At 60.1% G+C, this 22,680-nt stretch carries 23 protein-coding genes, 1 tRNA gene and 4 pseudogenes; 21 read left to right on the plus strand and 7 right to left on the minus strand.

Annotation, left to right across the window (positions count from 1 at the left end; translation table 11 throughout):
- The first annotated feature begins 296 nt into the window (after nt 1-296).
- From fdnG to GH656_RS14790, 8 genes are all read left to right on the plus strand, one after another.
- Nucleotides 297-3,368, plus strand: a complete 3,072-nt coding sequence (gene fdnG, locus GH656_RS14755; RefSeq protein ID WP_153076828.1) for a formate dehydrogenase-N subunit alpha — start codon at nt 297-299, stop codon at nt 3,366-3,368.
- 9 nt (nt 3,369-3,377) lie between these two features.
- Nucleotides 3,378-4,322 carry a formate dehydrogenase subunit beta gene (fdxH, locus tag GH656_RS14760; protein ID WP_153076829.1) on the plus strand — a complete coding sequence of 315 codons (945 nt, stop codon included), beginning with the start codon at nt 3,378-3,380 and terminating at the stop codon, nt 4,320-4,322.
- Nucleotides 4,312-4,938, plus strand: coding sequence for a formate dehydrogenase subunit gamma (locus GH656_RS14765; RefSeq protein ID WP_153076830.1), 627 nt, complete (start codon nt 4,312-4,314; stop codon nt 4,936-4,938). The genes fdxH and GH656_RS14765 overlap by 11 nt, the downstream gene beginning before the upstream one ends.
- A gap of 229 nt (nt 4,939-5,167) precedes the next feature.
- Nucleotides 5,168-6,301 (plus strand): BamA/TamA family outer membrane protein, encoded by a 1,134-nt coding sequence (locus GH656_RS14770; RefSeq protein WP_153076831.1) that lies wholly within the window; start codon nt 5,168-5,170, stop codon nt 6,299-6,301.
- A 175-nt stretch (nt 6,302-6,476) separates the two neighbouring features.
- Complete coding sequence (fdhE, locus tag GH656_RS14775; protein WP_153076832.1) at nt 6,477-7,481, plus strand: formate dehydrogenase accessory protein FdhE; 1,005 nt, start codon at nt 6,477-6,479, stop codon at nt 7,479-7,481.
- A 72-nt stretch (nt 7,482-7,553) separates the two neighbouring features.
- The gene (selA, locus tag GH656_RS14780; RefSeq protein ID WP_153076833.1) at nt 7,554-8,984 is read left to right on the plus strand and encodes an L-seryl-tRNA(Sec) selenium transferase; all 1,431 of its coding nucleotides are present in this window, start codon (nt 7,554-7,556) and stop codon (nt 8,982-8,984) included.
- Nucleotides 8,981-10,906 carry a selenocysteine-specific translation elongation factor gene (gene selB / locus GH656_RS14785; RefSeq protein ID WP_153077342.1) on the plus strand — a complete coding sequence of 642 codons (1,926 nt, stop codon included), beginning with the start codon at nt 8,981-8,983 and terminating at the stop codon, nt 10,904-10,906. Before selA ends, selB begins: the two co-directional genes overlap by 4 nt.
- A 19-nt stretch (nt 10,907-10,925) precedes the next feature.
- Nucleotides 10,926-11,021 (plus strand) — tRNA-Sec (locus GH656_RS14790).
- 72 nt (nt 11,022-11,093) lie between these two features.
- Here the strand turns inward: GH656_RS14790 and GH656_RS14795 are convergent.
- The 6 genes and pseudogenes from GH656_RS14795 to GH656_RS18320 all read right to left on the minus strand — a co-directional run.
- The gene (locus tag GH656_RS14795; protein WP_153076834.1) at nt 11,094-12,083 is read right to left on the minus strand and encodes a tyrosine-type recombinase/integrase; all 990 of its coding nucleotides are present in this window, start codon (nt 12,081-12,083) and stop codon (nt 11,094-11,096) included.
- A 544-nt stretch (nt 12,084-12,627) separates the two neighbouring features.
- Nucleotides 12,628-13,488, minus strand: coding sequence for a DUF2303 family protein (locus GH656_RS14800; protein WP_153076835.1), 861 nt, complete (start codon nt 13,486-13,488; stop codon nt 12,628-12,630).
- A 33-nt stretch (nt 13,489-13,521) separates the two neighbouring features.
- Nucleotides 13,522-13,818 (minus strand): hypothetical protein, encoded by a 297-nt coding sequence (locus GH656_RS14805; RefSeq protein WP_246184323.1) that lies wholly within the window; start codon nt 13,816-13,818, stop codon nt 13,522-13,524.
- Between the two features lie 152 nt (nt 13,819-13,970).
- Nucleotides 13,971-14,204, minus strand: a complete 234-nt coding sequence (locus GH656_RS14810; RefSeq protein ID WP_153076837.1) for a hypothetical protein — start codon at nt 14,202-14,204, stop codon at nt 13,971-13,973.
- Between the two features lie 73 nt (nt 14,205-14,277).
- A complete protein-coding gene (locus GH656_RS14815) occupies nt 14,278-14,610 on the minus strand; it encodes a hypothetical protein (RefSeq protein WP_153076838.1) in 333 nt (110 codons plus the stop codon).
- A 624-nt stretch (nt 14,611-15,234) separates the two neighbouring features.
- Nucleotides 15,235-15,432: pseudogene (locus GH656_RS18320) on the minus strand (helix-turn-helix domain-containing protein); the annotation flags it as partial.
- A gap of 506 nt (nt 15,433-15,938) precedes the next feature.
- Here GH656_RS18320 and GH656_RS14825 point away from each other — a divergent pair.
- The 12 genes and pseudogenes from GH656_RS14825 to GH656_RS18330 form a co-directional block, all read left to right on the plus strand.
- Entirely contained in the window at nt 15,939-16,508 is a 570-nt protein-coding gene (locus tag GH656_RS14825; protein WP_425495884.1) for a hypothetical protein, read from the plus strand.
- A 279-nt stretch (nt 16,509-16,787) separates the two neighbouring features.
- Nucleotides 16,788-17,474, plus strand: coding sequence for a phage antirepressor KilAC domain-containing protein (locus GH656_RS14830; RefSeq protein WP_153076841.1), 687 nt, complete (start codon nt 16,788-16,790; stop codon nt 17,472-17,474).
- Nucleotides 17,475-17,512: 38 nt separating this feature from the next.
- Nucleotides 17,513-17,611 (plus strand): annotated as a pseudogene (locus GH656_RS18325) (helix-turn-helix domain-containing protein); the annotation flags it as partial.
- A gap of 288 nt (nt 17,612-17,899) precedes the next feature.
- Entirely contained in the window at nt 17,900-18,445 is a 546-nt protein-coding gene (locus GH656_RS18125) for a hypothetical protein (protein ID WP_246184325.1), read from the plus strand.
- A complete protein-coding gene (locus GH656_RS14845) occupies nt 18,442-19,002 on the plus strand; it encodes a DUF1064 domain-containing protein (RefSeq protein ID WP_153076842.1) in 561 nt (186 codons plus the stop codon). The genes GH656_RS18125 and GH656_RS14845 overlap by 4 nt, the downstream gene beginning before the upstream one ends.
- A 19-nt stretch (nt 19,003-19,021) precedes the next feature.
- On the plus strand, nt 19,022-19,471 hold the full coding sequence (locus GH656_RS14850) for a hypothetical protein (protein WP_153076843.1): 450 nt from the start codon (nt 19,022-19,024) through the stop codon (nt 19,469-19,471).
- 21 nt (nt 19,472-19,492) lie between these two features.
- The gene (locus tag GH656_RS14855) at nt 19,493-19,708 is read left to right on the plus strand and encodes a DUF3310 domain-containing protein (RefSeq protein WP_153076844.1); all 216 of its coding nucleotides are present in this window, start codon (nt 19,493-19,495) and stop codon (nt 19,706-19,708) included.
- Nucleotides 19,709-19,875: 167 nt separating this feature from the next.
- Nucleotides 19,876-20,172: a nuclease domain-containing protein gene (locus GH656_RS14860; RefSeq protein WP_246184326.1), complete on the plus strand. Its 297-nt coding sequence runs from the start codon at nt 19,876-19,878 to the stop codon at nt 20,170-20,172.
- A complete protein-coding gene (locus tag GH656_RS14865) occupies nt 20,169-20,486 on the plus strand; it encodes a hypothetical protein (protein WP_153076846.1) in 318 nt (105 codons plus the stop codon). The genes GH656_RS14860 and GH656_RS14865 overlap by 4 nt, the downstream gene beginning before the upstream one ends.
- Complete coding sequence (locus GH656_RS14870; protein ID WP_174769796.1) at nt 20,483-20,971, plus strand: phage protein NinX family protein; 489 nt, start codon at nt 20,483-20,485, stop codon at nt 20,969-20,971. Before GH656_RS14865 ends, GH656_RS14870 begins: the two co-directional genes overlap by 4 nt.
- Complete coding sequence (locus GH656_RS14875) at nt 20,968-21,369, plus strand: hypothetical protein (RefSeq protein WP_153076848.1); 402 nt, start codon at nt 20,968-20,970, stop codon at nt 21,367-21,369. Before GH656_RS14870 ends, GH656_RS14875 begins: the two co-directional genes overlap by 4 nt.
- 33 nt (nt 21,370-21,402) lie before the next feature.
- Nucleotides 21,403-21,495 (plus strand): annotated as a pseudogene (locus GH656_RS18330) (IS4 family transposase); the annotation flags it as partial.
- Nucleotides 21,496-21,601: 106 nt separating this feature from the next.
- Here the strand turns inward: GH656_RS18330 and GH656_RS14880 are convergent.
- Complete coding sequence (locus tag GH656_RS14880; protein WP_153076849.1) at nt 21,602-21,976, minus strand: hypothetical protein; 375 nt, start codon at nt 21,974-21,976, stop codon at nt 21,602-21,604.
- Between the two features lie 206 nt (nt 21,977-22,182).
- On the opposite strand from GH656_RS14880, the pseudogene GH656_RS14885 reads away from it, so the two are divergent.
- A pseudogene (locus tag GH656_RS14885) lies at nt 22,183-22,467 on the plus strand (DDE-type integrase/transposase/recombinase); the annotation flags it as partial.
- Nucleotides 22,468-22,680: the final 213 nt, after the last annotated feature.

The raw sequence follows: 22,680 nt of genomic DNA on the forward strand, positions 1-22,680 counted from the left end.
CGGCGGGTGGTTGAGACGCATGGCGCATGGCGTGGGGCCGGAGATTCTAATGGCAAAAACGGCGCAGCAAGACCGTCGCCAGATGTTTTTTCAACGGTGTGCTGTGCCGCTGCTTGTCGCTTCCTGGCCGTTTCACGCCCGGTATGTTGAGCGGGCCAGGCTGGGGGCGCTAGATATTCACCTGCCCAGCAAACCCCAGCACCCCGATGCCACCTGCTTGTGTCCAGCTCGCCGTTGACACAGTTTTAAAACATTTATACTTACGCCCACCCCACAACAACTTAGCCGAGGGCACCATGCTGCAACTGTCCCGGCGCCAGTTCCTGAAAGTCACGGCAAGTACGCTAGCCGGATCGAGCCTCGCCATGCTGGGCTTTTCTCCGGAACCGGCGCTCGCCGAAGTCAGGCAATACAAACTGGCGCGTACCACGGAAACCCGCAATACCTGCCCGTACTGTTCAGTCGGGTGCGGCATCCTCCTCTACGGTCTGGGTGACGGCGCTAAAAATGCCGTGTCCAGCATCATTCATATCGAAGGCGACGCCGACCATCCGGTCAATCGCGGCACCCTGTGCCCGAAAGGCGCGAGCCTGATCGACTTCATTCACAGCCCAAGCCGCCTGACCCAGCCCGAATATCGCGCGCCCGGCTCGGACAAATGGCAGCCGATTGCCTGGGGTGATGCGCTCGATCGCATCGCCCAGCTGATGAAAGAAGACCGCGATGCGAACTTCATCGAAACCACCGCCGACGGCAAGCGCGTTAATCGCTGGCTGACCACCGGCATGCTGGCGGCTTCGGCCGGTAGTAACGAAGTGGGCTATCTGACGCATAAAACCGTGCGCAGCATGGGGATGCTGGCGTTCGACAACCAGGCGCGTGTCTGACACGGTCCGACGGTGGCAGGTCTTGCCCCGACGTTTGGCCGTGGAGCGATGACGAACCATTGGGTCGACATCAAGAACGCCGATGTGATTCTCGTGATGGGCGGCAACGCCGCTGAAGCGCATCCGTGCGGCTTCAAGTGGGTGACCGAAGCGAAGGCGCACCGCAAGGCGCGGCTGATCGTGGTCGATCCGCGCTTCACCCGGACTGCCTCCGTGGCGGATTTTTACGCACCGATCCGAACGGGCACCGACATCGTGTTTCTCGGTGGCGTGATTCGCTATCTGCTGGAAAACGACAAAATCCAGCACGAGTACGTCAAAAATTTCACTGATTTCCCGTTCATCGTGCGCGCGGATTACGCGTTCGAAGATGGCCTGTATTCCGGCTACAACGCCGAGAAACACGCCTATCCGGACAAATCCACGTGGGATTACGAACGCGGTGAAGACGGCTATGTGAAGCTCGACCCGACGTTGCAGCATCCGCGTTGCGTCTACACGCTGCTCAAGCAGCACTACGCGCGCTACACGCCGGAGATGGTCGAAAAAACCTGCGGCACGCCGAAGGACAAATTCCTCAAAGTGTGCGAGATGCTGGCCAGCACGGCGGTGCCAGGCCGCGCCGGAACGATTCTGTACGCGCTGGGCTGGACGCATCACTCGGTTGGCGCGCAGATGATCCGCACTGGCGCGATGGTGCAACTGCTACTGGGCAATATCGGCATCGCTGGTGGTGGCATGAACGCGCTGCGCGGGCATTCGAACATCCAGGGGCTGACGGATCTGGGCTTGATGTCGAACCTGCTGCCGGGCTACATGACGCTGCCCAACGAAGGCGAACAGGACTTCGATGGCTACATCGGCAAGCGCGCACCACAGCCGTTGCGGCCTAACCAGTTGAGCTACTGGAAGAACTACAAGGCGTTCTTCGTCAGCTTCATGAAGTCATGGTGGGGTGATGCCGCGACGGCGGATAACAACTGGGGCTACGACTATCTGCCCAAGCTCGACCGCCCGTATGACTTGCTGCAAGTGCTGGAGCTGATGAGCCAGGGGAAGATGAACGGCTATATCGCGCAGGGTTTCAACCCGCTCGCGTCGGCACCAAACAAGGCCAAAACCACCGCTAGCCTTGCCCGGCTCAAATGGCTCGTCATCATGGACCCGCTCGCCACCGAAACCTCCGAGTTCTGGAAAAACCACGGTGAGTACAACGACGTTGATCCGTCCGCGATTCAAACGGAGGTGTTCCGCCTGCCCACCAGTTGCTTCGCAGAAGAACGCGGCTCGCTGGTGAGTTCCAGCCGCGTGCTGCAATGGCACTGGCAAGGCGCGGAACCACCGGGCCAGGCGAAGAGCGATCTCGACATCATGGCGGGGCTGTTCCTGCGCATGCGCCGGGCGTATCAGGAGCAAGGCGGCAAGTATCCCGAGCCGATCCTCAAGCTGAGCTGGCCGTATGCGAACCCGGCCAGCCCCACGCCTGAAGAACTGGCGATGGAATACAACGGCCGCGCGCTGGCCGACCTGACCGATGCGAAAGATCCCACCAAGGTTCTGGTCAAGCGCGGCGAGCAGTTATCCGGCTTCGCTCAGCTCAAGGACGACGGCACCACGGCCAGCGGCTGCTGGATTTTCTGTGGCGCGTGGACTCAGGCGGGCAACCAGATGGGGCGGCGCGACAACGCCGATCCCACCGGAATTGGCCAGACGCTGAACTGGGCGTGGGCCTGGCCGGCCAACCGGCGCATCTTGTACAACCGCGCTTCGTGCGATGTCGCGGGCAAGCCGTTCGATGCGACCCGCAAGCTGATCGGCTGGAACGGCAAGAGCTGGAGCGGGGCGGATGTGCCTGACTTCAAGGCCGACGAGCCGCCTGAAAACGGCATGGGCCCGTTCATCATGAATCCGGAAGGTGTGGCGCGTTTCTTTGCCCGTGACCAGATGAATGAAGGGCCGTTCCCCGAGCATTACGAACCGTTCGAAAACCCGCTGGGCTACAACCCGCTGCATCCAAAGAACGCCCAGGCCACCAGCAACCCGGCGGCACGCGTGTTCCCGGATGACCGCGCAGCGTTCGGCACGGCCGCTGAATTCCCGCATGCCGCGACTACCTACCGTCTGACAGAGCATTTCCACTTCTGGACCAAACACGCCCGGCTGAACGCGATCATTCAGCCGCAGCAGTTTGTCGAGATCAGTGAAGACCTCGCCCAGGAGATCGGGGTCAAGGCGGGCGAGCGCGTCAAGGTGTCGTCTAACCGCGGGCACCTCATCGCCGTGGCGGTGGTGACCAAACGCATCAAGCCTTTGATGATCGACGGCAAGAAAGTGCAGACGGTGGGGATTCCGCTCCACTGGGGCTTTACTGGTTTGACCAAGCCTGGCTATCTCGCCAACACACTCACGCCTGTGGTGGGCGACGGCAATTCCCAGACACCGGAATTCAAGTCGTTCCTCGTCAAGGTTGAAAAGGCTTAAGGGGGCGAAATGGCACTGCAATCACTAGATATCAAACGCCTGTCGGCGACGACGGTGACGCCGCCGTCGGTGCGCGAACCGGTCACGGGTAGCGTGGCGAAACTCATCGACGTGACGAAATGCATCGGTTGCAAGGCTTGCCAGACCGCTTGCATGGAGTGGAACGATCTGCGCGATGAGGTTGGCGACAACGTTGGCGTGTACGACAACCCGAGCGACTTGAGCGAACACTCGTGGACGGTCATGCGTTTTTCCGAGTACGAAAATCCCGCTGGCGATCTGGAGTGGCTGATCCGCAAGGACGGCTGCATGCATTGCGAAGATCCGGGCTGCCTGAAGGCCTGTCCCGCACCGGGCGCGATCGTGCAATACACCAACGGCATCGTCGATTTTCACGAGGAAAACTGCATCGGCTGCGGCTATTGCATCACGGGCTGTCCGTTCGACGTGCCGCGTATTTCGCAGAAAGATCACCGGGCGTACAAATGCACGCTGTGCTCCGACCGCGTGGCGGTGGGCCAGGAGCCCGCCTGCGTGAAGACCTGTCCAACCGGCGCGATTGTGTTCGGCACCAAGGAGGATATGAAGCAGCACGCGAGCGAACGCATCGAAGACCTGAAAGAGCGCGGTTTCGCGCATGCGGGGCTATACGACCCAGCGGGCGTGGGTGGCACGCATGTGATGTATGTGCTGCATCACGCGGATCAACCGACGCTCTATCACGGCTTGCCAGCCAACCCGAAAATCAGCCCGATGGTGCGCTTGTGGAAGGGCTTGTCGAAGCCACTGGCTGTGGCGGGCATTGCACTAGCGGCGCTTGGCGGCTTGTTCCATTACATCCGGGTCGGCCCCAACGAAGTGAGCGAAGCCGATGAACAGGCCGCCCGCGACGAAGCCGCCCGGATCCGCTCACGCGGCGCGCGCCAACCCGAGGAGCACGCAGATGAAACCTGACGACCCGAACCTGATCGTGCGTTACACCCCAAACGAGCGCACGAATCACTGGATCACCGCAATCACGTTTGTCTTGCTGGCGCTCTCCGGGCTGGCGCTGTTTCATCCGTCGCTGTTCTGGCTGAGCACACTGTTTGGCGGCGGGCAATGGACGCGCATCCTGCATCCGTTCGTCGGCCTGGTGATGTTCGCGTCGTTTCTGATACTTGTGCTGCGCTTCTGGCATCACAACTATCTCGACCGCAGCGACGTGCAATGGCTCAAACAGCTGGACGACGTGCTGGCCAACCGCGAAGACAAGCTGCCTGAAGTAGGGCGCTATAACGCCGGGCAAAAACTGCTGTTCTTCGTGATGGTGGCGTGCCTCGTGCTGCTGCTGGCCAGCGGTCTGGTGATCTGGCGTCAGTACTTCGCGTTTTACTTTCCGGTGAACGTGGTGCGGCTGGCGTCAGGCGTGCATGCGGCGGCGGCGTTGGTGCTGATCGTCGGGATCATCGTGCATGTGTATGCCGCGCTGTGGGTCAAAGGCTCGATTGGCGCGATGGTGCGCGGCACCGTGACGCTGGGGTGGGCGCGCAAACATCACGCGCGATGGTTCCGCGAGAAAGTGAAGTAGCGCGCGTGACGCTGGATGAAAGCCGCCGCTGGGCGGCTTTTTCTCGCCAGGGGGCGGATAAGCGCGGGACGAAGCGGCGCGAGCCCCTACAATCGCGCCTGATTGGTGCGCTTGGTGCGTGCTTAATCTCGTTTGAGAAAAAGAAACATAACGCCACCGGAGATAGGCATTGCACCGATCAACTCGCTTACCAGGTTGTAACCGCCATGTGCTCGCAGCGCGGCGCGGTATGACGTTTGCCGCATTGTGGCTGGGATTCAGCGCTATTCAGGCACAGGCGCAAAGCACCTTGAGCAGCGAAGAATCAGGGGCGCTCGACCTTGGCAATAGCCTCGCGCACCACGCCGCATTGCCGGTTCCCACGGTGATTACCGAGCCCGCCGTAGGCTACGGCCTGGGTTTGGCCCTGTTGTTTTTTTCCTCGCCTGAATCGGCTGCTAAAAACGCTAACGTTGATGCCAGCGCCAGCGCCAACGCCAGCGACGCTGCGCCGAAAGCCAGTGCCCCGCCGAATATCACCGGCATTGGCGGCTTTGCGACCGGCACTCATTCGTATGGCTATGGGCTGATGCATTTCCACACTTGGGATGACGATCGCATTCGCTACTTCGGTGCAGTGGGCAAGGTCGGTTTGCATCTGAATTACTACGACGCGTCGAACCATAGCCACGCGTACCAGCTCGATGGCCTTGCGCTGTCGCAGCGCGTGCTGTTCCGTCTCGGTGACAGCCCGTGGTATGTCGGCCCGAGCTATACCTACTTCGATGCGCGCACGCGTTTTGGCCCAGTCTTGCCAAATAGCCTGCAAGGCATTTCCAGCGAGCAGCGCGTCGGCAAAGCCGGGCTAATCGTCGATTACGACACCCGCGACAATCTGTTCTTTCCGAACTACGGCACCTATGGCGAAGTTGAAGCCAGCCTGGCGCGCGGCGCGCTGGGCAGTTCATCGAGCTTCAGCATGCTTACCGCCAAGGGCTACAAGTGGCTGCCGTTAGCGCCTGCATGGGTGCTCGGGATGCGGCTCGATACCGGATTTTCAGGCGGTGACATTCCATTTTTCGCCCAGCCGTATGTGACGCTGCGTGGCGTCTCGCAAGCGAAGTTCCAGGACCGTAACCAGATCACCACCGAGCTTGAATTGCGCTGGAACGTGACGCCGCGCTGGTCAGTGCTGGGCTTTGGCGGCGCCGGCAAAGCCTATGGGCGGTTGCATGACTTTGGCGAGGCGCAGACCGCTTTTGGTGTGGGCACAGGCTTTCGCTATCTGATTGCCAAAAAGCTGGGGCTAGCCGTTGGCGTCGATGTGGCCCATGGCCCTGGGCAGAACGCGTTTTATGTTCAGGTCGGGAGCGCCTGGCGCTAGTTTTTGTCTTACCAGGACGCTGGCAGGCTGACAGGCAGTTGCAGCAATCAGCGCAGGCATCTGCGTCAGGCCGGTGTGCAGCGTAGGGCTTGAAGCACCACTTACCCACGGCACGGCCTGGCGCAAAACGGGCTGGTGCCGCCCGCTCAATTTCAACGAAGGAGCAGTTTCAGTCATGGTGCAACGCATCCTCGAACCCGGCCAGATCGAAGCACTCGATCATTCCGCGATTCCCCGCATTCGCTTGCCCGAACGCGCCACGGTTTTTTCAGCCCGCGCGGCGCGTCTGCGGCAACTAGCTGACAGCAATCCCATCGGCGGTTACGTGCGCCTGATGGCCGCGCTAGCCGACGCGCAACAGCAAGCGCTGGCACACGTCAGCGCGCCACTCCCGAGCGCTGCAGCGCTGGCCGAGGCGCAACAGCACTCGATGCCGTTGATCCCCGCGCTCGCGCCCGAACGCGCTGACACCTGGCACGCTGTGCTGCCCCGTCTGCTGGATCGCGTCGAAGCCGCAGGCGCGGTGACGCCGGCACTCGCCAAGGTGCTGGACGGCCTGCGGGCGCTGAGCGCGGCCGAACTTGATGCTCATGCCGATGCATTGCTGGCCCAGCGTTACAGCGAAATTGATCCGGCCACCGCGCCGTTCATCATGGCCGCGTTGCAAGTGGTCTGGACCGATCTGGCGAGCCAGCTTGAGCCTCGCGCAGTGCCGTACCTCGACACTCCTGGCGTGTGCCCAGTGTGCGGCGGCATGCCGGTGGCGAGCATGGTGCGCGTCGGCGGCCAGTACGACGGCTATCGCTATCTGCAATGCGGCCTGTGTACGAGTGAATGGCATATGGTTCGCGCCACATGCTCGAACTGCGCCTCGACCAAAGGCATCGCGTATCACGGCATCGACGGCGGCAGCGCCGCGCTCAAGGCCGAATCGTGCGACGAGTGCCATACCTATCGCAAGATCGGCTATCAGGAGAAGGACTACGACTTCGAGCCGCTCGCAGATGATCTCGCCAGCCTCACGCTCGATTTGCTGATGAACGATGCGGGTTTTCAACGTGCAGGGCCCAACCCGCTGTTATGGCCGGAAATTCCTGCCGACGCGGACGATGTTACTGGTGCTACGGGCGCTGCCGGTGCATCCGGTGCGGCCAATGCATCCGGCAACAACAGTCAGTAGCCAGCAACGCACGCCCTGCATCTTCACTGGCCTGGACGTTACCCCGGCCATTTCTGGTCGAAGGCATTCAGCATGAGTCATACAGTCCCTGATCTGAACGCACAGCTAGCCCGTTTGCCCGCTGTTGAGCGCGTGATGTCGCTCTCCGAAGCCGCTGCGGCGATTAGCGCGCATGGCCGCACACAAGTGCTCGATGCCGTGCGCGCCGTGCTCGACACACTGCGGCGCGAGGTGCTGGCTGGTGAGGTGCTCGCCCCGGAAACCTACGCTGCCAGCGAGGTGCTGCAGCAGGCCGGACAGCACCTCGCAGCGCGCGCCCAGCCCCGTTTGCGCAGCGTGTTCAATCTGAGCGGCACCGTGCTGCATACCAATCTGGGCCGCGCGCTGTTGCCCGATGACGCTGTGCGCGCCGTGCTCGAAGCACTTGTGCGGCCGATGAACCTCGAATTCGACCTCGACACCGGCCGCCGCGGCGAACGTGACGATTTGATCGAGCCGCTGATTTGTGAGCTCACGGGCGCGGAAGCTGCGACCGTGGTGAACAACAACGCCGCTGCTGTGCTGCTGACACTCGCCGCGCTGGCCAGCCGTAAAGAAGTGATCGTCTCGCGCGGCGAACTGGTGGAAATCGGCGGCGCGTTCCGCATTCCGGACATCATGAGCCGCGCGGGCGCGAAGCTGCGTGAAGTTGGCACGACTAACCGCACCCATCTGAAGGATTACGCCGAGGCGATCACGGCACGCAGCGCAATGTTGATGAAGGTCCATTGCAGCAACTACGCGATGAGCGGCTTCACGAAAAGCGTCGAACTTGATGAACTCGCACCGCTGGCGCGGCAGCATGGTTTGCCGGTGGTGGTCGATCTGGGCAGCGGCACACTGACTGACCTGACGCAATGGGGTTTGCCCGCCGAACCGACGGTGCGCGCCACGCTGGAAGCGGGCGCTGACATCGTGACCTTCAGCGGCGACAAACTACTAGGCGGGCCGCAAGCCGGGCTCATCGTCGGACGCGAAGCATGGATTCGCCAGATCCGGCGGCATCCGCTCAAGCGCGCGTTGCGCGTCGGCAAGCTCACGCTCGCCGCGCTCGAACCGGTTTTGCAGCTGTATCGCGCACCAGAGCAACTGCGCGAACGGCTCACCACGTTGCGTCTGCTGACGCGCCCAGCCGCAGAGATGCAAGCCGCCGCCCAACGCGTGCTGCCCGTGTTGCAGCGCGCGCTGGGCGAGCGTTACGCGCTCAGTGTTGAGCCGATGCTGAGCCAGATTGGCAGCGGTGCGTTACCCGTCGAGCAACTCCCGAGCTACGGCCTGGCGGTACGTCACGCGGCCGCACGGCGCGGCGGCCGGATGCTGCTGCAAGCCGAGGCGACCTTGCGCGGCTGGCCACGTCCGGTGCTGGGACGGATCAAGGACGACACGCTGTGGCTCGATTTACGTTGCCTCGAAGCCGCCGATGAAGCTGACCTGATCGCGCAATGCGAGGCCATGACGCGATGATTGTCGGCACCGCAGGCCATATCGACCACGGCAAGACCACCCTGGTGCGAGCCCTCACAGGCGTGGATACCGACCGCCTCAAGGAAGAAAAAGCCCGAGGGATTTCAATCGAATTGGGTTACGCCTACACCCCGCTGGAGAACGGCGAGGTGCTGGGCATCATCGACGTGCCAGGGCACGAAAAGCTAGTGCATACGATGGCGGCAGGTGCCTGCGGCATGGATTTCGCCCTGCTGGTGATTGCCGCAGACGATGGCGTGATGCCCCAGACAACCGAGCATCTGGCGATCCTGCAACTGCTCGGGGTCACCCATGGCGCTGTCGCGCTAACCAAGGTGGACCGGGTGGATGACGCGCGGCTACATCAGGTGCGCACCGAGATTCGCACATGGCTCGCGGGCACCGCACTGGCGCAGGCAGCGCTCTTCGACACCTGCGCGACCCAGTCCGATGATCCAGGTGTCGCGCAGTTACGTGAGGCACTCCAGCATGCCGCGCTGACATGGCGTGCGCGCCGCGACGACGGCTTGTTCCGGCTCGCGGTAGATCGCGTCTTCACGCTGCCTGGCCAAGGCACGATCGTGACCGGAACAGTGTTCGCCGGACGAGTGACGACAGGCGCGACACTGCAACTCGCCCCGGCGGGCAAACGCGTGCGCGTGCGCAGCATTCATGCGCAAAATCGCGCCAGCGACAGCGGCCAGGCGGGCCAGCGTTGCGCACTGAATCTCACCGGCATCGAACGTGATGAGCTGACACGCGGCGACTGGATCGTCGCGTCACCACTCGGCGAAGCCTCGCACCGGCTAGACGTCGAACTCACACTGTTGCCGGAGAGCGGGCTGACGTTACGGCACTGGGTCCCCTTGCATGTCCATCTCGGCACCCTGCATCAGGTCGCACAGGTGGCACTGCTGGATGGCGAAACGCTGGACGCAGGCAATACGGCGCGAGTGCAGTTAGTGTTCGACAAGCCGGTGTGCGCGCTACCTGGCGAGCGCTTTATCGTGCGCAACGCGCAGGCCAGCCGCACCGTCGGTGGTGGCCGGGTGCTGGACCCGTTTGGCCTAGCGCGCAAACGCCGCACGCCTGCGCGCCTCGCCTGGCTTGAGGCGTTACAGCGCTGGCTGGAAGATGGCCGTCTGGAACATTTGCTGGAACACGCGCCACACGGCATGCTGCGCTCACGTCTGATGCAACTGAGCGGTTTGCCTGCAGCAGCGCTCAAGCTGCCCGTCGAAGCCCGTGAAATTCCGCTGCACGGCAAGGCCGCCGCTGATGCGCTAGTCATCCTCAGTCACTCATGGGAAGCGCTTGGCGAGCGCCTCGTCGCCGCTTTGCAGCAGTTTCACCAACGCTTGCCTGACGAACCAGGCGCAGATGCAGCGCGCTTGCGCCGGATGGCCGCCCCGCTGGTGCCCGACGCGTTATGGCGCGCCGTGCTGGACGCGCAGATTGCCGCCCAGCGCGTGCACAGAAGCGGACCCTGGCTCCATCTGCCAGGCCATACCGCCGCGCTGAGCGCCGCCGAACAAGCGCTGGCGCAGACGGTGCTGCCCATGCTGACCCAAGGGCGTTTCGAGCCGCCGTGGGTACGAGATCTGGCGCGCGTGACGCAAGTACCGGAAGACACGATGCGAGCGCTGCTGCGCAAACTGGCCCGTCAAGCGCAGGTACATCAGGTGGTGCGCGATTTGTTTTATTCCGCCGAAGCGGTGCACGAACTGGCACAACTGATTGCGTACTGGGTGGCACAGCATGACGGCGCAGGGATCAGCGCTGCAGCGTTCCGCGATGCAACGGGGTTAGGACGCAAACGGGCGATCCAGCTTTTGGAGTTTTTTGACCGCGTTGGCTATACTCGCTTCCTGCGCGAAGTTCACCTGTTGCGCACGGATAGCTGGCTGTACAACGCTGTTTGACGTTTTTTCGAGTTTCGCAGGAAGGCATGCACATCTGGTGGTGTGGCTGGGCTTCAAACCCAGTAGGGGGTGTCAGACATTCCCTGGCAGGTTCGATTCCTGCTGCCTTCCGCCATGGAGGTTTGCGGGTTTTCGGCGGTCTGCCGGACGTCGCTGCATTGCGTGATAGTGTGGGTTTTTCTGCCCGTTATGATTGACCTATTTTTTTTACGGCGGCGGCGAGGCTGCTGGTTGCGAGATGTGCATATCTTCTCGTAGATGCCGTTGTTTTATGCCCCAGCACGCCTGCTACTGTGTAAAGATCTATTCCGGCATTAATCATTTCCGATGCTGCGCTGTGTCGCAAATCGTGAAATCTAACGTCGGGATGTCCTGATTTTTTTCGCGCTTTTACCCACTCTGATTTAACTTTCCACGGTAACACCGTAAATTTCACTCGGCGCGCGATAACGGCGATTCGCGGGTGAATCGGAATCAGTCTGGGTTGCCCGTTCTTTGTGCGTTCTAATGAAAATCCGCTCTTTGTCGGGACGGCACGCAAAATTTCGCTCATTCTCATTCCCGAGTAGAACGCAACTCGAATAGCCGCTCTCACTTGTTTGTGGGTACATGCTTTTGCGATTTCCAGCATTTCGCGGCGCTCTTTGTATACGTGTCGCTCGTCGCTCTGCTTCGGGATAACCATTTTTGCAGTTTGGTCGTATTCGATCTTACCGATTTTGTGTGCATATTTGATCGCAGCTCGAAGATACCCGAGCACATTGTGAATCGTCCCGTCTGCACTGGGTTTTTTCCGGAATCCTTGATGACTGACGCTTGATCGCATGAAGCCAGAAAATTTAACTGACCAGGCGTACAAATCCTGCGCGTCCTGATTTTCATATTCCGGTGCGTATTTTGCTAGAACTTGAAGCCGTATCTTTCTATCTTTCCAGCCTGCGCTTTTGTCTGCAACGTGCACTCGAACGCAATCCCCGATAGTGAAAATTGGTTTTCGCGTGCCTGTAGCGACGGCGTAAGCTGCTGCGTCCCACGTTCTGCCTAGTTCATCAGCTTCGCGCGCAGAAAGTCCTGCAGGGATGAGTTTTGTTTTGCGGATTCGTGTACCGTCAATGACGCGCTCGAACGTCCAGCGGAAACGTTTGCGTCCATTTTTTGTGATGGTTTCGGTTGGCATGATGCGAGGAATTTATAGAGTGATTCGAGTTCGTAGACGTGCGTTTTGTGCCCGATTTTGTATCGCTTGATGATCTTGCAGGCACCGTCGACCCGGCTGATCGCGTACCGCGGCACACCCAGTATTTGTGCGGCCTCGGTTGCGCTTATTCGTTTTCCTCTTGCTATGTCCATGCCGCACCCCAATGTTTATATGTGGCTTTCAGGTTCATTTAAGCCCCAGGGAATTCGTTATGAGCATCGTTGATGTGATCGACGATGGAATAATCCGATTCGTCATCTTGAAGCATAATTGCGACCGACCCGAGTCGCATGTCACCAGTCATCGTTCCATCAGGACTGCCTCGGTCAGCGTCGCTCAAATTGCGCCATTTTCCGATGACGCAGTCGGCCCGAATCAGACCACGCGGGCTGCCGCGCTGAGCGCTGCCAACGGCGATTCCCCGCTCGATCAAAAATTATTTTTATTTAAATTTCTCCGGAAAAAGCGGGCGCTATGCAAGCCGCCCGTTAAAGCACCGCGCTTGATGCGCGGCAGCGAGGAATTACGAGGAAAACGGATCGCCAAAAAAGAATGGATTGCCAGTTTTTTCGCGGATCGTCGCAATGACGCCGTTTGCCGCGGCTTCGAGCACTTTGTCGAAGCGGACAAGCTCGTAATTGAACGTGAGCTTGCTGTCACGCACCCGGTAGCGCAGCCGCGCATCGACGTGGTATGCATCGCCGTTACGAAATACCGGAATACCAATCGCAAATTTCTCAAACATTTGCATGCGTTGCAGCGTCGCGTCATCGTCGTCCTGAACGAACGAGAGATTGACGCCACCGTTTGACAGGCGGACTGCACTTTTGAAACGGAAGTCCTGGGTGGCCTCGAATGCCAGCGCCATTTCAAGCATCTGTGCGCCAGTCGGCAGATTTTCGTCACTGGACGGGCCCGCGACGTCCTTCAGGTTTTCTTCAAGGAACGCTGCAAATTCGATCTGGGTCATCGCTTTTTTGTGGCCGCTGATCCAGCGCCGCCATTCCTCACTGAATTCCGGCTGGAAATAGGCGCGGTGGTCTCGCCACGCAGCGGCTTCGGGATTTTCACCGTTGTCGTTAAGGATGGACGTAAAGGCGACTTCGCCCTTTGGATAGTTGGCCTCGCACCAGATTGTCGAGTCGGTGAGCGAGCCGTGGCGCTTCACGTAACCGATAAAGTCATCGGCAGTCCGCAGGCGCACCAAGGCCGTCTTGCGCTGAGGTGTGGCGAGGTGCTTCGAATCGTCGTATTCGCGCAGATTCCAGCCGGGTGGCACGCCGATGCGACGAATCGCGGCGCTAGTGTTCGAGCCGATCTCAAGTGGCTGTTTGATCTCGCGCGCCAGCGTCTCGGCGAAGTTGGGTGATTCATTTAATTCCATGATGTTCGTTTCCTGTTGCACGGGTGGGGAGGATTAAACCGTTTTGAGCATCGCCGGCGGCGTGTCTGATGGGCTTTCAACGCGCTTCAGATCGAGTTTCTGCTGTCGGGGATCGTCAGCAATGAGGTTGCCCTCAGGGGTCGCAAAGAGCATCGCCTCCATGGGCTCGTCAGCGGGTTTCTTCAGCGTCGATTTGCCGGTCACGAGCATGGCACCGCCCCGCGAGGCTTTCTTCACACTAACTTCGAGCAGGATTTTTCCAGTGCCGCCGTTCTCATCAATGGCGCGGACGAGCTCGGCGAACTGCTCACTCGCGTGGTCGAGCAACATGCCCCCAGCGATCTGCCGGAGGGTGTCGGTAATCGGCCTTACAGACATAAGTATTCCTATTCGTAAATGATGGCATTAAAAAGGAGTGAATTGCTGCGTTGATCATTAAACGGGGGTGACGCGAAATGCTGAGTTTTTGCGGTGAGGCGCTGTTAATCGAGGTGCCCAACGCCAACCGCGAGTGCGATCCAAAAAATGGTTCCGGCAGATCCGCCGAGGAGGGCGATTATTAGAAACTTCGCTAAAACATCGATGGCTGCATCGAGGCACATCAGCGTGACGACTTGACGGAGCAGGGGGAATATCGACTTCATGGCTCGCCCGAAGTTGGACGAGTTACTGCGGCTGGCACGCTGGGGATTCAAAATTCCGTGGTCGAAAGTCATGAGTCATCCATCGGTGAGTTGATGGATGAATTATCACGTTAGTGTTTAATTTAAGTCAACACAAATGTGATTTTTATTGCTGATCGAACTCACGGCTTGATAGCCTGATGATCGTCTCTCCAAGTGCACCTATTGTGCATAACAGATTGGTACGGCAAGTTCCAAGAAGCCAGACTTGGTACGTTCCGTCAGTTTTGGGTGCAACAATCACGCAGTCTTTGGGGATATCCGGCCGTGGTTTGTGCGCAATCTTGTTGGAGGAGCGAGAGCGGCTATCAAGATGCGCCACGAAATCAATGATTGCAGCAGACTGACCTGCGCTACCAGCATGGGCTGATTTTCGGCCGTCAGCAGGTTTTTTACTATCACCGTACGTTGCACGGATATTTTTATAGTTCTGGTCCAAATCAGCCTCTCTCATTATTTTGGAGAGGTATTTTGTCCTGCCGTGGAAGTTTATTTCTCAACGAAAATGGACGTTATTCACTCGAAATAAACGGGTGAAAGAGGTGGGCGTAAAAAATCTTGACGACAGAGTAAATAGTTTTTCTGATTTATCTATCAAGCATAAATAACGCGGCTCAAAATTAAGCGATGTACATGAACTGAGTCGGGACGCGCCCATATACGGCGTGTACACATCCGCTATCGCCGACCTTTGCTACGAGCAGGCGAGTTGTCATATGAGCGGCGAGCCTTTCTATTTAAATGGAATTGAGCGTTATGTGTTTTTGATGCGGGTGTGTGCTCTGGCTTGTCCAACTGAAAACGTTAGAGCATGCTCGTCGCCGACAGCGGCTCGCCTGGATTCGTCAAGCTCGTCGCTACTTCGTCGTTGTCGTGTCCGGGGCGAATGCTTTCCCGCTCGGAGTAGCGCATCAAGTGCCTCGACGATCTCCGTGATCTCGGACTCACTGCGGCCGTCAAGCATTTGCAGAAGACGCATCGTTGCACCGCTGGGGCTTATCACTCGGCCTGGTTCTGTCGATACGTGCTCGGTTCTTAAGTCGTTCGTTGGTGAACCTGTTCCATCCGCTAACCAAAGCGCGCCCACGCCCAAAGCTGACGCAATCGCAGCCATTTTTGTGCTACCGAACCGGCTGCCAGACTCAAGATTTCCAATAGCACTTTGGCTTACCCCAGCAAGGTTCGCCAGTTTTTGCTGAGAAAGGTTCGCTCTGGTCCGAGCCCAGACAAGGCGTTCTGCTAACGTTTTTAGTGATTTCATATCACAAATGTAATATAAATAACAAACACCAAGGTGTTGATTGATAAACACGATTGTGATAAATTGTGTGCATGAACACGCAACTGATAGTCCTCGAAATTCTTCAGAGTGGGCTTACCCAGGCAACAGTTGCCAGAACGATTGGGTGCGCGCAGCCAACGATCTCTGCATTTTGTCTGGGTACGCGCGGAAAGCGAATTTCGAAAGACATTGGAGATAGGCTTCTCGCGCTGCACGCCGAGCGATGTCCTGTTCCTCATGATTCACCGCCGGTACTTAAGGAGGATGAGGGGGACTAGAAATGCTCATCCCTGTTTCCGGGGGGCGGTCCCGGCCAGCATTACCAAGTGGGAAATACTGGCGTGTAAAAAATGGCGCGAGCGCCATGAGTTCATCTGGCTGACGGTGGAACTGGCACCCAGCGATCAACATTGCCAGCTTCACATGGTATCGAATTAGTAGTCCTGTTTAGTGTCTCAAATTTAACCTACGGGAAGACAAGGATCATGCGCAGTGTGTCGCACAGAAGCCCGATTGCCGCGATCAAGGCGGTTATTTCAGAATGGCGCCGGCTTCACGGCTGGTCGCGTGAGACGGTCACTGAAATGGTGGTCGCGGCTCATACCCGCATAGGCGGCCCGCAGCGGACCGGCATCCATTTCAGCCATCACCACGACGTGGCGACGCGACAAAAAACGAACGCGGACCGTGTCTACCGCTGGATGAACGATGAAGAGAGTGACCGGAACCTGCTGGCGGTGAACATGCTGCCGTCGATTCTGGCGGCACTTCCGTCTGACCTGGCGGCGCAGCTGCTCAACGAAATTCTTGGGCCCGCAGGGTTTGCCGCGCGGGTGCTGCACACGGACAGCGCGACAGAGATCAACCCGGCGGAGATTGTCCGGGCCATTCTCGCGTCGAATCACCGCACCGAGTTGGATGCGACGGCGCTGCTTGACGGGGTTGATCCGGGTGAGCTGCCGCGCCTGCATGCGGGGTTGATGGAGTCGATCCGGGCGAGCCAGGCGATTGCGCTTGCGGTGGAGTCGGCGATGCGGCGGGGAGAGGGGACATGAGATATGCCCGCGTTTGTTCTGGTATCCGTGCCGTGCAGCTGCAGGCCGTGCGATTCAGGCGTGGCGGCGCGGGAGGGCGCTGCTTGCGCGCATCACACACGGAGTCCGGCACACCCCCGAATCTGCTCCAGAACCCGCTCCCGGACCGGCTCCCCGTGGCTACGTTGGTGGCGGCCGGACAACCCGTCACACCGGCCCCCTCCCGCCGCGTCTGCCTGTCGTGCGGTGCGGAACCCGAGCCGGGCGGCGCGCTGCCGTGCGGACACTGAGGGACATGCAATGAACCTGATCCCAACTCTGCTCACGATGTCCAGCCGCGAGATCGCGGAGCTGGTCAATTCGCGTCACGACAACGTCAAGCGGGCCATTGAACGGCTGGCTGGGCGCGGCGTGATTGTTCAACCTCCAGTGGAGGACGAACCCGAAACCGACGCCCTTGGCCGCCTTCGCCTGACGCAGCGCTACCGGATCGGCAAGCGCGACAGCTTCATCGTGGTCGCGCAGCTGTCGCCGGAATTCACCGCCCGCCTGGTGGACCGCTGGCAGGCGCTGGAGGCGCAGGCTGCGCCCTCGTCCGTCAGCCTCGCGGACCCCCGGGCCCTGCGCACGGCGCTGCTGCAGTACACGGAGCGGGTCATCGAACTCGAGCAGGCGGTGGCGCAGCAGGCTCCGGCCGTCGCGTTTGCCCGCGCGGTCAGCCAGACCCGGGACGCGATCTCCGTTGGTGACATGGCACGCGTGCTGGGCATCGGCCAGAACCGGTTCTTCCAGCGCCTGCGTGATGACCGGATCCTGATGGACGGTAACCGCCCGTACCAGACCTGCATTGACCGCGGGTATTTCCGCGTGATCGAAACTGTGTGGTTCGACGCTGCGGGCGAACCACACCCGACATTCAAAACCCTCATCACAGGCACCGGACAGGTCTGGTTGCAGCGCAGGTACAGCGCAAAGGTGGCAGCGTGAGCACGATGATCTCAGCGGCTTGCTGGCCGCTTCAGGGCATGTCGCCGGTCCAGAAGGTCGTGCTGATTTCGCTTGCGGATAACGCAAACGATAGCGGTGTGTGCTGGCCATCCATCGCCACGATAGGCAAGCGCTGCTGCACATCCGGGCGCGCGGTGCAGAACGCCATCAAATGGCTTGAGGCGGCTGGAATCGTCACGGCAAACAGGGCAAACGGGCGTCACACGAGCTACGAGATAACCCCGGCATCTTATGCACCCCCGCAGGAAATGCACCCCCGCACCACGTGCACCCCGGCACCGGATGCACCCCCGCAGGAAATGCGGGGGACCCCCGCAGGAGATGCACCACCCCCCCGCAGCATATGCGGGGGACCCCCGCACCAGATGCCGTCTAACCGTAAAGAACCATCAAAAGAACCGTCATTGAATCATCAACCCGCGCGGCAGTCGCCGCGAGTGTCGTTGCATTCGAAAATTCGGCAAAGCGAAACTCCCGACTGGCTGCCGGGTGATGCGTGGTCGATGTGGTGCGAGCACCGTGAAGCAAAAAGCAAAGACGCGCCGTGGACGCAGGCGGCGGCAACGGTCTCGATCCGGCGGCTGGGGAAGCTGCGCGATCTGGGGCACGACGCGGCGGCCTGCATCGAAGAAGCGGTGCTGCGCGGATGGACGGGGCTCTTTCCGCCCAGGGCCGGGGCATCAGGTGGTGGCGTGTCGCAAGCACCCGCCCCGGGCTGGTGGAAAACGACATCCGGCATTGAGTCGCGTGCCACGCAGCTTGGCGTTCAGCAGAAGGATGGCGAGGCGTTCATGCGATTCAAGGCACGAGTGGTGAAGGCTGCGGGCCCGGGCGAGTGGATGGAGGACATGTTGCGCGAACAGGCGCGATTCAAGGACGGCACGTATGACGCGCTTTACTCGTACTTCAACGAGGTCCCGCGGGAACAGCTCCAGGCGGAGGTGGCATGAGCCGGCGCACGGGATGGCCGCTCAGCGTGCCGGAGGGGACGAAGCACATTGGCACTGCGCGAATCAGTGAGGACCGCACGATTGGCCGCAGCTTCGCGGAGCGGGAGCTGGCGCGTCGCCTCGGTGCTCAGCCGGCGAGCGAGTTCGATGACATTGCGGCAGGGGTGGATAACTCTCCGCCGACTGTGCTGCCAAAGCCAGCAAAGCCGAAGAAGCCGCCGAAGTACCGGAACACGAAGTGCGAGCAGGACGGGCAGAAGTTCGACAGCCGGCGCGAGCTCAAGCGTTTCAACGAGCTGGTTGTGATGCAGGCCAAAGGCGAGATCTCGGAGCTGCAGTGCCAGGTGCCATTCGTGTTGATTCCGAAGCAGACGCACGCGGACGGCACAGCAGAGCGCCAGACCGGGTACATCGCGGACTTCACGTACCGGAACGCGGCGGGCGGGCTGGTCGTGGAGGACGTCAAGTCAAAGATTACGCAAAAAAACCCGGCCTACGGCATCAAGCGGAAGCTGATGCTGTGGCTTCACCGGATTTCCATCAGGGAGGTTGTCTGACATGGCGAAGGTGCAAACAATGAGTCTGGGGCACAGGCGGATCTGTGAATGGGTGGCGGTGCATCCGGGCGTGACCCGTGCCGGGCTGCTTGGCGCGAGCGGGCTGAGCCGCAGCGGGGTGAAGTGTGCGACACAGGTGCTGGTCGCGCGGGGCTACCTGGTGACGGGGGAATCGCGCCGGCCGCTGCGCTTCAGGGTGAGTGGGAGGCCGTTTGCGCCGTCAGCAACGTACCGGCTGAACGCGGTGTATGCGAGACGGCGGGTCGCCCGGGCAAAAGCGCTGGCACGGGGGGCGGCGCGCAGTGTGCGGCTGGCCGGTATCGCCGCGGCCATGCATGCGATGGCGCGTGTGTCACGCGCAGGCGGTGGGGAGCGTGATCAGGCTCCGGGGGTTTCGGGTGTCCCGGGTGTCCAGCGGCGAGTGGTCAATTGTTGTCGCGCGGGAGCTGCGCGAGTATCGGGTGACTGAACTGACGCGGAGGAGCAGGCGATGAATGAGGCGGTATCGCGCGTAGCGCATTACAACCAGCATCCGAGCGGGGTGGAGTGCATCGAGATTGTGCGGCACATGAATTTCAACCGGGGCAACGCGATCAAGTACATCTGGCGGGCGGGACTCAAGGGCGATGCGCTCACGGACCTGCAAAAGGCGTGTGAGTACCTGAAGGACGAGATCGCCCGGATTGAGGTGGAGCGGACGCGATGAAGCGCACTGCGCTCGTGGCGCGCACCGCACTTCGCTGCAGGCGAGCCACGCCGTGCTCACGGCTGGTGCCCCGGAAAGCCGCGCTGCACCGTTCGGCGCTCAGGGCACCGCTCATGCAGCCGTTCAGGCGGTGCGCCCGCAAGCCAAAGCCGGGTGACGACAGGCGTATGCGCCACGCGTGCCGCGACCAGCCGTGCTACCTGCGTATTGCCGGGGTGTGTACGGGTGGTGGCGCATCGAGCGTGCCGGCGCACCGCAACGAGGGCAAGGGGATGGGGCTCAAGACGCCAGATCGCCTGACGGTGCCCGCGTGCGGTGAATGCCATGCTGAATATGACCAGGGGCGGCGGCTGCTGCGCGCCGAACGCCGCGCGCTGTGGGATGCGGCGTTTTTACGCTGGGTGGCGGCGCGTGATGGTGCCGGTGCCGCGGTTGTGAATGCGGGCGGGGAGGGCGACGCATGATCCTGACGGTGCGCATCCCGGATGGCATGGCGTATTACCGGCGGTATCGCGGTCGGGGCGAGTTTGCCGACTTTGAGAAAACCCGGCTGCTGTGTACGACGGTGCGGCGCGTCCGGCGCACCGGCTCGCCGGAGTGGGTGGAGGTCGATGCGTGGATTCCTGAGCGCTATCGGGCCAGCATCCGCGCCACGGACCCGCGATGGGTTGAGCCCGGGGTGTATCGAACGCGGGCCGCGATCAGGGGCAATGAGCGGACGCTCGCGCCGTTTCTCGGCAGTGGCGACGCGCAATGGGATATCCCGGAGGCGGCATGAGAGACGCCAGCACAGCGGCAGGTACTGCAGGCAGCACAGCGAAGCGGGATCCCCCAGTGAATCTGGACCTTGCCTGGCTGGACTACCGGGTGGCGCGGGCCGAAGGCTATGACGCGTGGGTGCAGGCCATAGGTGGGGTGTGCGTTTGCGTGATCGACGTCTATGGCAGCGGGCCGCAGGTCTACCAGCCGAGCGGCTCGTGGCACCTGGTGGGACCGGTGCTGGCAAGACAGCGCTACACGCTTTATCCACTGGTGCCGGATGGCGTCTGGATTGCGGAGGCGCAGGCGAGCACCGTGTTTTACGGCATTGAGCGGGATGCGTCGCCGCTCGTGGCGGTCTGCCTGCTGCGGGTGGCTGAGGCGGCGGCCGGGCGGCAGATGATGGATTGCACAGCGAATGGATCGGACGTAGGGAACGCACCGGACGCATCGGACGTATGCGACCGGTACGGCAGCGCAAACCAGACAGGGAGCGAGCGGTGAGTGACGCTGACATGGATAACGTAGGGCTGAACCTGCTTTGTGTGCAGTGGGCCGAGTGGCACCGGACGAGGAAGTTTTACGCGCCACCCCCGCCGCGCAACGTGCTGGCCCGGCTGCACACTGCGGGAGGAGGGGCCGAACCGGATGCGCTGGCTGACCGGGACATGATGCTGTTCAATGCGGCGGTGAGCGCGCAGCCTGACGACACGGCCAAGGCGGCGTTCCACGCGTTTTATCTCTGGCGTGACCGGCCAGCAAAACGGATGGCCGGTGAGCTCGGGATGACGCGCGATGGCTTTTACAAGGCGATGAAGCGCTTCAGGGTGAACGCCTATACCGCCTGCGAGCGAATGAAGCGAGGCGCTCACACTGGGCGGGAACAGGGTTGCGTGGGTTAAAGAGGTGGTACGGCTCGCCGTCGCCATGCCCTGAGGCTAGGCGACGGCGAGCCGCGTGTCAAAACCATCTGGCTAGGCATGCAGCGAATAATGGACTTCGTTGCTAGCGCCAGGTGTATGCGCGAGGTTAAGCGTCAGATTTACATGTGTAATAGAGCGAATTCAGCCAGCATCAAAGTCCGAAAACGTGCCGCGACTCAAAGCACTCGGGTTTATGTTTTCCGAATTGAGTTCATTCCATATTGGACAATTCGGCATATTCTTGGCGCACTTGATTTAATTTACACGCTGCGATCGCAAATGCTGCGTAAGAAACAATCCTCAGAACATACCCCGCAGCCGGAACAGTTTCGGTTACAAATTCTCCCAAGGGACCAACTATCGGAAAAACATCGGGGTTATTCACACATCCAGTAGCTATGGCCAGAACAGCTATAGTTAGATTGAATTTCATGTTCTCGAATTTAGCCGCCCGTAATTCTGTGGCCCGTATTTGATTGGCATTGCGAATCGTAGAAGAGCTTGCCGGATTTCTTTGATTGGTATTATTAATATTTACTGGCTGGGGCTGGGTAGTGCCACGATGCGTTATTGTATTGTTGGACATAATTTGGAATGTTTGTAGAAATTGTTGGTGTTGGGTTTATGAAAAACGACGTTGCTTAAGTAACGCACACGTATCAAAAGTTCCGTCGACGTCCCGACGTTTTTTAGTGGCACTGCGCGCACGCCTAGTTCGCCGGTTTCGGCAAACTGCGCATTCGTGCGCTCGACCACCCAGCGATGCCGTTCGGGCTTCTCTTTACTTTCTACGCGGCGCGTGAAACGCCCATCAAGATCCGCCAACTCAAGTATCTCAACAATATCGTGGAGCAAGACCGTCGTGCGATCAAGCGTCGCACTCGGCTCATGCTGGGATTCAAGACATTTCGCTGCGCCCGGATCTTGCTGGGTGGAATCGAGGTCATGCACATAATCATGAAAGGCCAGATGATCAATGGCGCTGTACCGAAGCGCTCAGTTGCCGAACAATTTTATTTTCTAGCTACGCAAGTTATTCTGTTTATAATGCCTCGTTTTTTCTGGATTCCCTTATAGCGATAGAATCCTTGCCATCGAGGCAAGATTGATATTTTAAGTCTAGTGTAATTTTTAATCCGCTTCGGATTGGGTAATGTTTATTATTTCCGATCTTGATGGGCAGGTGGCAGATTGCGCGGAGGCCGATTGGATCGGCAAGATGCGCGGCTTCTTTTTCTCAGGAGAATGGATTGCGTAATGCTGCAGTGGTATCGCTTCATCCTGTCCCAC

Origin of the sequence: Paraburkholderia bonniea (assembly GCF_009455625.1) — a bacterium.
GTDB lineage: Bacteria > Pseudomonadota > Gammaproteobacteria > Burkholderiales > Burkholderiaceae > Paraburkholderia > Paraburkholderia bonniea.